This window comes from Actinoplanes sp. URMC 104, from assembly GCF_051386375.1.
GTDB lineage: Bacteria > Actinomycetota > Actinomycetes > Mycobacteriales > Micromonosporaceae > Actinoplanes.
Genome location: NZ_JBPQTO010000004.1, coordinates 1017892 through 1030374 on the forward strand (window position 1 = coordinate 1017892; position 12483 = coordinate 1030374).

Annotated in this window: 10 protein-coding genes; 2 read left to right on the top strand and 8 right to left on the bottom strand. The window is 74.1% G+C overall.

The annotated features are described in order from the left end of the window. The first annotated feature begins 11 nt into the window (after window positions 1-11). Window positions 12-191: a hypothetical protein gene (locus ACSNN8_RS18610; protein ID WP_436650468.1), complete on the top strand. Its 180-nt coding sequence runs from the start codon at window positions 12-14 to the stop codon at window positions 189-191. A 24-nt stretch (window positions 192-215) separates the two neighbouring features. On the opposite strand, the gene ACSNN8_RS18615 is transcribed toward ACSNN8_RS18610, so the two are convergent. From ACSNN8_RS18615 to ACSNN8_RS18650, 8 genes are read right to left on the bottom strand one after another with little or no spacing between them, the layout of a single operon-like run. After that, window positions 216-2711, bottom strand: a complete 2496-nt coding sequence (locus ACSNN8_RS18615) for a leucine--tRNA ligase (RefSeq protein ID WP_436650469.1) — start codon at window positions 2709-2711, stop codon at window positions 216-218. Between the two features lie 10 nt (window positions 2712-2721). After that, window positions 2722-4056, bottom strand: coding sequence for an FAD-dependent oxidoreductase (locus ACSNN8_RS18620; RefSeq protein ID WP_436650470.1), 1335 nt, complete (start codon window positions 4054-4056; stop codon window positions 2722-2724). A gap of 13 nt (window positions 4057-4069) precedes the next feature. Next, window positions 4070-5611, bottom strand: coding sequence for a histidine ammonia-lyase (gene hutH / locus ACSNN8_RS18625; RefSeq protein WP_436650471.1), 1542 nt, complete (start codon window positions 5609-5611; stop codon window positions 4070-4072). Further along, the gene (gene hutI, locus ACSNN8_RS18630) at window positions 5608-6759 is read right to left on the bottom strand and encodes an imidazolonepropionase (protein ID WP_436650472.1); all 1152 of its coding nucleotides are present in this window, start codon (window positions 6757-6759) and stop codon (window positions 5608-5610) included. The genes hutH and hutI overlap by 4 nt, the downstream gene beginning before the upstream one ends. Next, on the bottom strand, window positions 6756-8078 hold the full coding sequence (locus ACSNN8_RS18635) for a formimidoylglutamate deiminase (RefSeq protein WP_436650473.1): 1323 nt from the start codon (window positions 8076-8078) through the stop codon (window positions 6756-6758). Before ACSNN8_RS18635 ends, hutI begins: the two co-directional genes overlap by 4 nt. Beyond that, entirely contained in the window at window positions 8075-9247 is a 1173-nt protein-coding gene (locus ACSNN8_RS18640) for an allantoate amidohydrolase (RefSeq protein ID WP_436650474.1), read from the bottom strand. Before ACSNN8_RS18640 ends, ACSNN8_RS18635 begins: the two co-directional genes overlap by 4 nt. Then, complete coding sequence (gene hutU, locus ACSNN8_RS18645; RefSeq protein ID WP_436650475.1) at window positions 9244-10884, bottom strand: urocanate hydratase; 1641 nt, start codon at window positions 10882-10884, stop codon at window positions 9244-9246. Before hutU ends, ACSNN8_RS18640 begins: the two co-directional genes overlap by 4 nt. Before the next feature lie 11 nt (window positions 10885-10895). Further along, entirely contained in the window at window positions 10896-11723 is an 828-nt protein-coding gene (locus tag ACSNN8_RS18650) for a MurR/RpiR family transcriptional regulator (protein WP_436650476.1), read from the bottom strand. Window positions 11724-11787: 64 nt separating this feature from the next. On the opposite strand from ACSNN8_RS18650, the gene ACSNN8_RS18655 reads away from it, so the two are divergent. Continuing rightward, on the top strand, window positions 11788-12465 hold the full coding sequence (locus ACSNN8_RS18655; protein WP_436650477.1) for a sulfotransferase domain-containing protein: 678 nt from the start codon (window positions 11788-11790) through the stop codon (window positions 12463-12465). The last annotated feature ends 18 nt before the right edge of the window (window positions 12466-12483 follow it).

Genomic DNA, 12483 nt, shown 5'->3' on the forward strand with positions numbered 1-12483 from the left:
GAGGAGAAGCCATGCAGCTGAGGATTCCCGCGCTCTTCGCGGCCGGCGTGCTCGTCGCGCTGTCGGTGGTCTTCGCGAGCAAGCCGCTGCCGGCCGGGCAGGACTCCGCCGTTCCGGCCGCTGCCGCGAAATACGTCGTGGTGGAGCCCGACTCCTCCGACTGCCCGTGGGAGGCGTCCTCCGCCGCGTAGCCCCCCGGATCGTCCGCCGCCGCGTCAGCCGGTGACGACGTTGACGAGCGTGGGCGGCCGCACGACCGTCCTTCTGATCTCGCGTCCCGCCACGGCCGGTGAGCCCAGGGCGAGAGCCTCCAGATCGCGCGCGGAGATGTCGGCGGGCACGGTGAGGCGGTCGCGCAGCTTGCCGTTCACCTGCAGCGCGCAGGTCACCGTGGTCTCGGCGGCCAAGGCGGGGTCGACGGCGGGCCAGCCGGCGCGGGCCACGCCCGGCTCGTGCCCCAGCCGCGCCCACATCTCCTCGGCGGTGTACGGCGTGAACAGCGACAGCACCACGGCCAGCGCCTCGGCCGCTTCGCGTACGGCGGGATCGCCGGCCAGCCCTTCGTCGACAGCTCTGCGGGCCGCGTTCGCCAGCTCCATCGCGCGGGCCACCGCCACGTTGAGCCGGCGCTCCTCCATCAGATCCGTGATCGTCCGCAGCAGCCGGTGCGTGGTGCGGCGCAGCTGCGGCGAGCCCGCCGCGGGATCGGCGCCGGGCGGGCAGGTCACGTCGGCGGCCAGCCGCAGCACCCGGCCCAGGAACCGCGACGACCCGGACGGCGACACGTCCGCCCAGTCGATGTCGTCCCCGGGCGGCCCCGCGAACACCATGGTCAGCCGCACCGCGTCCACCCCGTGCGCGGCGATCTGCTCGCCCAGGTCGACCATGTTGCCCTTGGACTTGCTCATCGCCGCGCCGTTCAGGACGACCTGGCCCTGCGTGAGCAGCCGCCGGAACGGCTCGCCGAAGTCGATCAGCCCCAGGTCGCGCAGCACCTTGGTGAAGAACCGCACGTACAGCAGGTGCAGCACGGCGTGCTCGGCGCCGCCCACGTACTGGTCGACGGGCATCCACCGGCGTACGGCCTCGGGGTCGAAGGGTCCCTGCTCGTACGCGGGGGAGCAGTACCGCAGGAAGTACCAGGACGAGTCGACGAACGTGTCCATCGTGTCCGTGTCCCGCTCGGCCGGCCCGCCGCAGCGGGGGCAGTCCACCTCGGCCCAGTCCCGCGCCGCGGCCAGCGGTGACACGCCCCGGGGCGCGAGGTCGGCGCCGCGCAGGTCGGGCAGCACCACCGGCAGCTGGTCGTCGGGCACCGGCACGACCCCGCACGCCGCGCAGTGCACCACGGGGATCGGGCACCCCCAGTACCGCTGCCGCGACACCAGCCAGTCCCGCAACCGGTAGGTGACCCCGGCGTGGCCGACTCCCCGCGCCTCGGCCTCCGCGACGACCGCCGCGATGGCTGCGTCTCGCTCGTGGCCCACGGCAGTGTCGGCGCTCGGCGCGGTCGTGCCGGCGGCGTGCGAGGGCGCGGTGGGAGAGGGCGCGGTGGGCGGAGATGCGGCGGGTGAGTGCGTGGTGGGCGAGGGCGTGGCGGGCGGAGATGCGGCGGGTGGAGGCCCGGTGGGCGGAGGTGCGGCGGCGGGAGAGGGTGGGGTGTGGGGCAGGTTGAAGGCGTCGGCGAACTCGCGGTCTCGGGTGTCGTGGGCGGGAACGGCCATGACGGCGCCGGTGCCGTAGCCGGGCAGGACGTAGTCGGCGGCCCAGATGGGCAGGCGGGCGCCGGTGAAGGGGTGGGTTCCGTACGCGCCGAGGAAGACCCCGGTTCTGGGGCGGTCGGTCGCCATGTGTTCGATCTCGGACGCGGCCCGCACGCGGGCCAGGTAGGCGTCGAAGGCGGGCCGCTGCCCGGGCGTGCACAGCGACGCGGCCACCTCCGAGTCGGGCGCCACCACCAGGAACGTGGCGCCGTGAACGGTGTCGGGGCGCGTGGTGAAGACCCGCACGGGCCCGAAGTCGAGGTACGCGCCGGTGGAGCGGCCGATCCAGTTCCGCTGCATGGTCAGCACGGCGGACGGCCAGTGCCCCTCCAGCGAGTCCAGGTCGTCGAGCAGCTGGTCCGCGTACGTCGTGATGGTGAAGAACCACTGCGTCAGGTCGCGCTTGGTCACGGCCGCGCCGCAGCGCTCGCACCGGCCGGCGATCACCTGCTCGTTGGCGAGCACGGTGCGGTCGGCCGGGCACCAGTTGACCGCCGAGCGCCGCCGCACCGCCAGCCCCCGCTCGAGCAGCCGCAGGAACAGCCACTGCGTCCAGCGGTAGTACGACGGGTCGCTGGTGTGCAGCCGGGTCCGCCAGTCGACCGAGGTGGCGTACTGCCGGAACGACGCGGCCTGGGTCTCGATGTTCGCGTACGTCCAGTCGGCCGGGTGCGTGCCCCGCCGGATCGCCGCGTTCTCGGCGGGCAGTCCGAACGAGTCCCACCCCACCGGATGCAGCACGTCGTACCCCTGCTGGATCCAGAAGCGCGCGACGGCGTCCCCGAACGCGTACGCCTCCGCGTGCCCCATGTGCAGGTCGCCCGACGGGTACGCGAACATGTCCACCATCGACCGCCGCGGCCCCGAGCCCCTGGGCCGGAAGAGGTCGAGCGACTCCCACACCGGCTGCCATGTGCGTTGCAGGGCCGCGAAGTCGTAGTCGCTCATGCGCCGCAAGCTAACGCAGCGGGCCCGATCCGCGCCTGCGCTTTCTCGCCATCCGCAACACCCGCACGGCGAACGCGGGCCTGGTCAGCACCGACGGCGGATCGAGCAGTTGCTGCACCCGCATGTACACCCGGTTCACGCCGGAGTCGATCTGCGACGCGTACGCGATCCGCCGCGAATACCAGTGGCGCAGCTTCATGCCCCGCGGGCGCGGACCAACCGTCTGCGGGTACGCGAAGTCGCCGCCCACCGCGAACTGCCACGGCGTCGCCACGATCCGCGCCACCGCGGCGTAGTAGTCGCGCACCATCGCCGTACCCGCCCGCCGCCGATGGTTGTCGAGGGCCACGCCGAGCGCGCCGGCCGACAGCGCCGCGCAGGTCATGCCCTGCCCGTAGATCGGGTTCACGCTGCAGACCGCGTCGCCCAGCGCCACGTATCCCGGCGGCGGGCTGTCCATCCGCTCGAACAGCCGCCGCCGCGACGACGGGAACCTCGCCACCACCGGGTCGCTCAGCGGCTCGACCCGGCTCAGCAGCTCGGCGAGGATCGGGTCGGGCAGCTCGCGCGCGTACCGCTCGAACGACTCGGCGTCCGTGGGCACCTCGGGGAAGTGCCATCCGCCGATCCCGATCAACCAGCGGTCGCCCTCGACCGGCACGGCGATCCCGTCGATCCGCTCGCCGGGGGCGGTCGGCAGCACGAACACGGCCTGCCAGTCCGGCAGGTCGCCGGGCCGGCGGCGGTAGAACCGGGACGAGTACGTCACCCCGGCCTTGACCTCCTCCTGGGCCGGCGCGGGCAGGCCGAGCGCGGTCAGCCACCGGTCCGAGCGCGCGCCCCGGCCGGTGCAGTCGACGACCAGGTCGGCCGGCAGCGTCTCGCCGGTGTCGAGCACGACGCCGGTCACCCCGTCCGCCGAACCCGCGAGCCCGGACACCGCCACCCGGTCGCGGATCACCACGCCGGGCAGGGCAGCCACCCGGTCGCGCACGAGGCTCTCGATGAGCGGCCGGGTGGCCGACACGAGCTCGATGCCGGTCGGCGCGGACGGCCAGCGGCGGCCCAGGCGGAACGTGCACAGCCCGGTGCCCGTGTCGAACCTCGTGCCGCCCGCGGCGATCAGCTTGTCCTCGAAGCCGGGGAAGAGCGTGTCGAGCTGCCGCAGGCCGGCCGCGAGCAGAATGTGCGGCTGGATGCCCTGCGGCACGCCGCGGCGCGGCACGACCCGGTCGGGCAGCTCGTCGCGGTCGAGCAGGGTCACCCGGGCGTACCGGTCGCCGAGCACCCGGGCGGCGGTCAGCCCCGCGATCCCGGCGCCGACGACCACTGCATTGCCATCCACAGTGGCCAGTTAACTACACCAGCGCTCCCGTGGCGGTCTCGATCGCGGCGCGCAGGTCCCGGCCGGCGACGACCGCGCGGGCCGCCTCGAGGGCGGGGGCCAGGAACAGGTCGGGGCCGGGCCGGCCGGCGGCAGGCTCGAGCGCGGCGATCGCGGCGCGGCCCGCGGGGGAGGGGGTCAGCGGCTCGCGCAGCTGCAGACCCCGCACGGCGGAGATCAGCTCGACGGCGAGCAGGCTGGTCAGGTTGTCCAGGACCGTGCGCAGCTTCTTGGTGGCCGCCCAGCCCATCGAGACGTGGTCCTCCTGCATGCCACTGGTGGGCAGCGAGTCGACCGAGGCGGGCGCGGCGAGGCGGCGGTTCTCGGCGACGATGCCGGCCGCCGTGTACTGGGCGATCATCAGGCCCGAGTTCACGCCCGCGTCGGGCGACAGGAACGGGGGCAGCTCGCGGTTGCGGGTGACGTCGAGCAGCCGGTCGACGCGGCGCTCGGCGATCGCGCCCACCTCGGCGGCGGCGATCGCCAGGAAGTCGGCGGCGAACCCGAGCGGCGCGCCGTGGAAGTTGCCGGTCGACTCGACCCGGCCGTCGGGCAGCACGACGGGGTTGTCCACGACCGACACCAACTCGCGCGCGGCGACCGTACGCACGAAGTCGAGCGTGTCGCGGGCCGCGCCGGCGACCTGCGGGGCGCAGCGCATCGAGTACGCGTCCTGCACCGCGTGCGCCAGGTCGTCCCGGTGCGAATCCATGATCGCCGAGCCCTGCAGCAGCCTGAGGATGTTCGCGGCCGACGCGGACTGGCCGGGGTGCGGCCGGATCTCGTGCAGCTCGGGCAGGAACGGCCGCTCCGAGCCCAGCATCGCTTCGATCGCGAGCGCCGCGGTCACGTCCGCCATCGCGAACAGGTGGGCGGCGTCGTCGATGGCCAGCAGCAGCATGCCGAGCATGCCGTCCGTGCCGTTGATGAGCGCCAGCCCCTCCTTGGCCGCCAGCTCCAGCGGCCGCAGCCCCGCGCCGTGCAGGGCCTCGGCCGCGGCGATCCGGGCGCCGTCCTTGCCCAGCACCCAGCCCTCGCCGAGCAGCACCAGCGCGCAGTGCGCCAGCGGGGCCAGGTCGCCCGAGGCGCCCAGCGAGCCGTGCTCGGGCACCCACGGGGTGAGGTCGTGGTTGAGCAGGTCGGCGAGGCCCTGGGCGAGAACCGGGCGTACGCCCGAGCGGCCCAGCGCGAGCGAGCGCAGCCGCAGCAGCATCATGGCGCGGACGACCTCGCGCGGCATGGGCGCGCCGATCCCGGCGGCGTGCGAGCGGATCAGCGCGTGCTGCAGTTCGGCGCGGCGCTGCGGGGCGATCGAGGTGTTCGCCAGGGCGCCGAAGCCGGTCGACACGCCGTACACGGGCCGGCCGGAGGCCTCGATGCGGTCGACGATCTCGCGGCTGGTGGCCATGGCGGCCACGGTCTCGGCGGCGATCTCGACGCGGGCGTCGCCGCGGGCGACCGCGAGCACGTCGGCGGGGGTGACGCCGGTGGGCTGAACTGTGACTGTGACTGTCATTGCGGCACTCCGTTGTGCAGAACTTGCCTGATCAGGGGCACGCCGGGCCGGTAGGCCAGGTGCAGGTGGGACGGCGCGCCGAGCACCATGAGGTCGGCCCGCGCGCCGGGGCGCAGCCGTCCGAGGTCGTCGCGGCGCAACGCTCGCGCCCCGCCGGCGGTCGCCGCGTGGACGGCCTCGGCGGGCGTCATCCGCATGTCGCGCACCGCGAGCGCGATGCAGAAGGGCATCGAGGACGTGTACGAGGACCCGGGGTTGCAGTCCGTGGCCAGCGCGACGGTCACGCCCGCGCCGATCAGCCGGCGCGCGTCCGGGTAGGGCGAGCGCGTCGAGAACTCGGCGCCCGGCAACAGCGTGGCCACCGTGTCCGAGCCGGCCAGCGCTGCGACGTCCGCGTCCGTCAGGTGCGTGCAGTGGTCGGCGCTCGCCGCCCCGAGCTCCACGGCCAGCCGTACGCCCGGGCCCTCGGCCAGCTGGTTGGCGTGCACCCGCAGACCGAGCCCCTTGGCCGCGGCGGCCCGCAGGATCGCGCGCGTCTGCTCCTCGTCGAAGGCGCCGCGGTCGCAGAAGACGTCGGCCCATGTCGCGTACGGGGCACAGGCGTCCAGCATCTCGCCGCGCACCAGATCGACGTACGCGTCGGGGTCGTGCCCGGCCGGCACCACGTGCGCGCCCAGGAACGTCGTCTCGTCGCTCAGCTCCCGCGCGATCCGCAGCGACCGGGCCTCGTCGGCGACGCTCAGCCCGTACCCGCTCTTGATCTCGACGGTCGTCGTTCCCTGCCGCCGTGCCTCCTCGACCAGCCGCCGCGCGTTGCGCCGCAGATCGTCGTCGCTCGCCGCCCGCGTCGCCGCCACCGTGGTGCGGATGCCGCCCCCGGTGTACGGCTCGCCCGCCATCCGCGCGCCGAACTCCTGCGCCCGGTCCCCGGCGAACACCAGGTGCGCGTGGCTGTCCACGAACCCGGGCAGCACCGCGGCGCCGTCCGCGTCGATGCGCTGATCGGCGGCGGGGGCCTGCCGCGCGGGGCCGATCCAGGCGATGCGGTCGCCCTCCACCGCCAGTGCCACGTCGCGGCGCAGGCCCAGCAGCCCGTCACCCTCGTCGTTGGTGACCAGCTCGCCGATGTTGTCGATCAGAATGCTCACGCCGGCCCGCCTCGCCCCGCCGCGTGGCTGCCTGTCAACGGGGCGATGGCGGCCGCGAGCGCCTCTCCCACGTCGATGCCGGTGTGGCGGCCGTCCGCGACGATCGTGCGGCCGTCGGCGATCACGTGGGTGATGTCGGCCGCGGTGGCCGCGAGCACCGCCTGCGCCGGGTCGGTCCCCGCCGTGCGGACGCTGTCGAGCCGTACGCAGACGAAGTCCGCCCGTTTGCCGACGGCGATCTCGCCGGCGTCGAACCAGCCGATCGCGCCGTGGTTCGCCGCGGCCGCGACCAGCTCGGCGGGAGCGAAGCGTCCCCGCCGCTCGGTCGCGAGCCGGTCGTTCATCTCGAGCCCGCGCAGCTCCTCGAACTGGTCGATCACCGCGTGGCTGTCGCTGCCCAAGCTCAGCCGGGCGCCCGCGTCGGCCAGGCGCCGGGCGGGGCCGATGCCGTCGGCCAGGTCGCGTTCGGTGGTCGGGCAGAAGCACACGTGGTGACCACCGAGGATGTCGATGTCGCGGTCGGTGAGGTGGGTGGCGTGCACGGCCACTGTCATCGGCTGCCAGACGCCGTGCGCCTCCAGCAGTTCGGCGGGGGAGCAGCCGTGGACGGCCCGGCACTGCTCGTTCTCGGCGCGCTGCTCGGACAGGTGCACGTGGACGGGCCGGCCCTCGGTGCGGTACGCGAACGTCGACATCACGTCCGCCGGGACGGCCCGCACCGAGTGCAGCGCCGCGCCGATCCGCGCATGCGGAGCAGAGCGCAGGCCGGCGACCCGCGCGGACCAGCCGTCCAGGTCGCCGTCGCCGTAGCGGCGCTGCACCCCCTCGAGCGGCTTGCCGTCCACCGAGGACGTCAGATACAGCGTGTCCAGCAACGTGATCCGGATGCCGGCGTCCGCGGCCGCGGCGATCAGCGCGTGGCCCATCGCGTTCGGGTCGGCGTACGGGGTGCCGTCCGGTCCGTGGTGCAGGTAGTGGAACTCGCCGACCGCCGTGATGCCGGCCAGCGCCATCTCGGCGTAGACGGCCCGGGCGAGCGCGTAGTAGCTGTCCGGGTCCAGGCCGGCCGCGACGGAGTACATGAGGTCGCGCCACGTCCAGAAGCTGCCGCCGCCCGCGTGCGTGCGCCCGCGCAGCGCCCGGTGGAAGGCGTGCGAGTGCGCGTCGGCGAACCCGGGCAGCACGAGCCCGGGCAGGGACGTGCCCGAGCGCTGCGCTCCGGTGGTCACGGCGGTGATGACGCCGTCGGTCACCTCGATGCTGACGTCCCGGGCGAGGCGCCCGCCCGTCCACGCGTACTCGGCGAAGTGGACCGTCATGTGAGGTCGCCCAGCACGGAGGCCAGCGCGCCGATGCCCGCGACGCAGTCCGCCTCCTCGGCGTGCTCGGCGGGGGAGTGGGAGACGCCGGTGGGGTTGCGGACGAACAGCATCGCGGTCGGCACGTGCGCCGACAGCACGCCCGCGTCGTGCCCGGCGCCGGTCGGCAGGACGGGCACGTCGCCGAGCAGCGAGGCGATCCGCGCTGCGAGCGACTCCTCGAAGGTCACCTCGGCGCTGAACGACTCGGGCGTCACGGTGATCTCGGTGCCGTCGCGGCCGGCCCGCTCGTGCGCCCGCTTCACGATCGCCTCGACCAGCGTGTCGAGTGTTCCGGTCTCCGCCGCCCGCGCGTCCAGCCAGCCGCGCACCAGCGACGGGATCGCGTTGGTGGCGTTGGGCTCGACCTCGACGCGCGCCATCGTCGCGTGCGCGCCGTTGAGCCGGGCTTCCTTGTTCGCGGCGAGCACCGTGTACGCGAAGGTCAGCATCGGGTCGCGCCGGTCCGCCATGCGGGTCGTGCCCGCGTGGTCGCCGATGCCCGTGAAGTCGAACCGCCAGCGCCCGTGCGGCCAGATCGCGCTGGCCACCCCGACCGGCACCTCGAGCGCGCGCCCCTGCTCGATGTGCAGCTCCACGAGCGCCCCGATGCGGCTGGTCAGCCCGGGCAGGCGGCCGGCGGGCGTGTCGCCGAGGGCCTCGCCGAACGTGATGCCCTCGCGGTCGGTCAGCGCGGCGGCCCGCGCCGGCTCGATCGCGCCGGTCAGGAGCCGGGAACCCAGGCACGGTACGCCGAACCGGCCGCCCTCCTCCTCGACGAAGGCGACCACGGCGATCGGCCGCCGCGGCACGTGCCCGCGGCGGCGCAGCTCGTCCACGGCGAGGAAGCCGCTGACGATGCCCAGCGGCCCGTCGAACCCGCCGCCGTGCGGCACCGAGTCGAAGTGCGAGCCGGTGAGCACGGCGTCGTGCCCCCACTGGTCACCCCACCAGGCGAACAGGTTGCCGTTGCCGTCGTCGGTCACCGGCATGTCGCGCCGCGCGGCCTGGTTGCGGAACCAGTCGCGTAGCACGAGCTCGGGCTCCTCCAGCGCGTACCGCAGATAGCCGTTGCGGACCCGGCCGATCGGCGCGATTCCCGACCAGAGCTCGGCAAAGGTCGCCGTCACCGGGCCTCCTGTCGCATGGGGATGTGCACGTGCGCGGCGGCCTCGGACTCGTACCCGGCGTCCACGTGCCGGATGACGCCGGTGCCCGGGTCGTTGGTGAGCACCCGCTCGATCTTCTGTCCGGCCAGCGGCGTGCCGTCGGCCACGCACACCTGTCCCGCGTGGATCGAGCGGCCGATGCCCACGCCGCCGCCGTGGTGGATCGACACCCAGCTCGCGCCGCTGGCGGTGTTGAGCAGCGCGTTGAGCAGCGGCCAGTCGGCGATCGCGTCGGAGCCGTCGAGCATCGACTCGGTCTCGCGGTAGGGCGAGGCCACAGAACCCGAGTCGAGGTGGTCGCGGCCGATCACGACCGGCGCCTTGAGCTCGCCGCTCGCCACCATGTCGTTGAACCGGACGCCCGCCTTGTCGCGCTCGCCGTAGCCCAGCCAGCAGATCCGCGCGGGCAGGCCCTGGAAGGCGACGCGCTCCCCGGCCATCTTGATCCAGCGCGCGAGCGGCTCGTTGTCGGGGAACAGATCGAGCACCGCCTTGTCGGTGGCGGCGATGTCGGCCGGGTCGCCCGAGAGCGCGGCCCAGCGGAACGGCCCCTTGCCCTCGGCGAACAGCGGCCGGATGTACGCCGGGACGAAGCCCGGGAACTCGAAGGCGCGCTCGTAGCCGGCCAGCTTGGCCTCGCCGCGGATCGAGTTGCCGTAGTCGAACACCTCGGCGCCGGCGTCCAGGAAGCCCACCATCGCGGCGACCTGCTTGGCCATGCTGCCGCGGGACCGGTCGGTGAACTCCTCGGGCTTGGTGCGGGCGTACTCGGCAGCGTCCGCGAGCTCGACGCCGACCGGCACGTACGACAGCGGGTCGTGGGCGCTGGTCTGGTCGGTGACGATGTCGACCTCCACCCCGCGGGCCAGGATCTCGCCGAACACCAGCGCCGCGTTGCCGACCACGCCGATCGAGACCGCGCGCTTCTCCTTCTTCGCGGCGACGGCGCGCGCGAGGGCGTCGTCCAGGTCGTCGGCGATCTCGTCCAGGTAGCGCGTCTCGACGCGGCGGCGCAGGCGGGTGGGGTCGATGTCGACGATCAGGCAGACGCCGCCGTTCATCGTCACGGCCAGCGGCTGCGCGCCGCCCATGCCGCCGCACCCGCCGGTCAGCGTGAGCGTGCCGGCGAGCGAGCCGTTGAACCGCTTGGCGGCGACCGCGGCGAACGTCTCGTACGTGCCCTGCAGGATGCCCTGCGTGCCGATGTAGATCCACGAGCCGGCGGTCATCTGGCCGTACATGGTCAGGCCCTGCTGCTCCAGCCGGCGGAACTCGGGCCAGGTCGCCCAGTCACCCACCAGGTTCGAGTTCGCGATCAGCACGCGCGGCGCCCACTCGTGGGTGCGGAAGACGCCCACCGGCCGCCCCGACTGCACCAGCAGCGTCTCGTCGCCGGCCAGCTGGTCGAGCTCACGCACGATCGCGTGGTAGGACGGCCAGTCCCGCGCCGCCCGGCCGGTGCCGCCGTAGACCACCAGGTCCTCGGGGCGCTCGGCCACGTCCGGGTCGAGGTTGTTCATCAGCATCCGCTTGGCGGCCTCCTGCGGCCAGCCCTTCGCGGTGTACGCCGCGCCGCGCGGCGCCCGGATCTCCGACATGTCGCCCTTCCTCACCCTTGAAAGATCTGCCGGCGGGCAGCCGCCGCCTCGAACTGCTCCAGCCGCTGCTGCACCGGTTCGGGGTCGGCGTCGCACATCGCCTGCAGCAGCACCATCGCCATCGCCATCGGCCCCGTGTGCAGGTCGAACACGAGCCGCGTGCCCACCGCGGCCGGCAGCACGACGTCCGCGTGCTCGCCGACCGGGCTCACCGCCGAGTCCGTGATCGCCACCACCGCGTACCCCATCGCCTTGGCCTCTGCGACCGCGTCGAGCGACTCCCTCGGGTAGCGCGGCAGCACCAGCGCCAGCATCGCACCGGCGCCGCTCGCGCGGGCCTGATCGAGCCGGTCCAGCAGCGACGTGCCGCCCGCGTCCAGCACCCGCACGTCCGGGTGCACCTTGCTCGCGAAGTAGCCGAAGTAGCCCGCCAGCGGCGCCGCGGCCCGCAGCCCGAGCACCGGCAGGGTGCTGCTCGCCACCAGCAGAGAGGCCCCCCGCCGTACGTCCTCGAGCCGTTCGAGCTGCTCGCAGAGCCGCCCGAGGTGGACCGCCTCGGCCGCCACCGCCCGCTGCATGGCGTTGCGGTCCTCGCCCCGGTCGCCGTCGCCGTCCCCGGCAAGCTCGCGCAGCACCCGGCGCAGCGCCGGATAGCCCTCGTAGCCCAGCGCGATGGCGAAGCGCGTGACCGAGGGCTGGCTCACCCCCGCCAGGTCCGCGACCTCCGCCGCCGACAGATACGCCACCTTGCCCGCGTGCTCGACGAGGCAGTGCGCGATCCGCCGCTGAGTGGGCGTGAGCCGCACCCCGGCGAAGAGGCTGACCACTCCTTCATTCACAACCTCACCCTATGCATAAAATCTTTCACAGCGCTAGCCCTCCGCCGGTCGTACGGTCGGTGGCGTGCTGGTCTGGGTGGCGTCGTATCCGCGGTCGGGCAACACGTTCCTGCGCATCGTCCTGCACCGGCTCTACGCCGCGGAGACGTCCGTCATCTACGACGTCGACGGCGTCGCCGAGCGGCTGGGCCGCGCCCTCGTCGGAGCCCGCGACCGTCCCGCGCCGCTCGACGAGCTGCGCGCCTCGGGCGAGGTGCACCTGGTCAAGACCCACCGCCCGCGCGACGCGGACGTCCGCGACGACGATCGGGCGATCTGCTTGGTCCGCGACGGCCGCGACGCGCTGGTGTCGTGGGCTCGGCTGGAGAGCGAGAAGGACGGCCACGACTTCCGGACCGAGCTGCGGTCGATGATCGACGGCTCGCGCGGAGCCCGCGGCTGGGGCGAGAACGTGCTCAGCTGGCTGCGACCGCCGGTCCCGCACCGCGTTCCGCTGCGCTACGACGAGCTCGTGCGCGATCCCGCCGGAGCCGTCGCCCGGGTCGTCGCGGCGCTCGGGCTGCCGCTCCGGCTGGTTCCGGGGGCGACGATCCCGTCGTTCGCCGAGCTGCACGCCACCGACCCCGGTTTCTTCCGCCGGGGGCGGACCGGCACGCACCGCGACGAGCTGCCGCCCGAGCTCGAGGAGCTGTTCCTGAGTCGCTCGGAGAACGCCGAGGCGCTGGCGCTGCTGGGCGCGTGACCGGCGCCTGGCAGGCTG

What these genes read in the sequence shown, in the direction of transcription:
- ACSNN8_RS18615 (WP_436650469.1), bottom strand. Translation starts at nt 2,711, where the DNA reads ATGAGCGACTACGACTTCGCGGCCCTGCAACGCACATGGCAGCCGGTG.
- ACSNN8_RS18635 (WP_436650473.1), bottom strand. Translation starts at nt 8,078, where the DNA reads ATGACGGTCCACTTCGCCGAGTACGCGTGGACGGGCGGGCGCCTCGCC.
- hutU (WP_436650475.1), bottom strand. Translation starts at nt 10,884, where the DNA reads ATGTCGGAGATCCGGGCGCCGCGCGGCGCGGCGTACACCGCGAAGGGC.
- hutH (WP_436650471.1), bottom strand. Translation starts at nt 5,611, where the DNA reads ATGACAGTCACAGTCACAGTTCAGCCCACCGGCGTCACCCCCGCCGAC.
- ACSNN8_RS18610 (WP_436650468.1), top strand. Translation starts at nt 12, where the DNA reads ATGCAGCTGAGGATTCCCGCGCTCTTCGCGGCCGGCGTGCTCGTCGCG.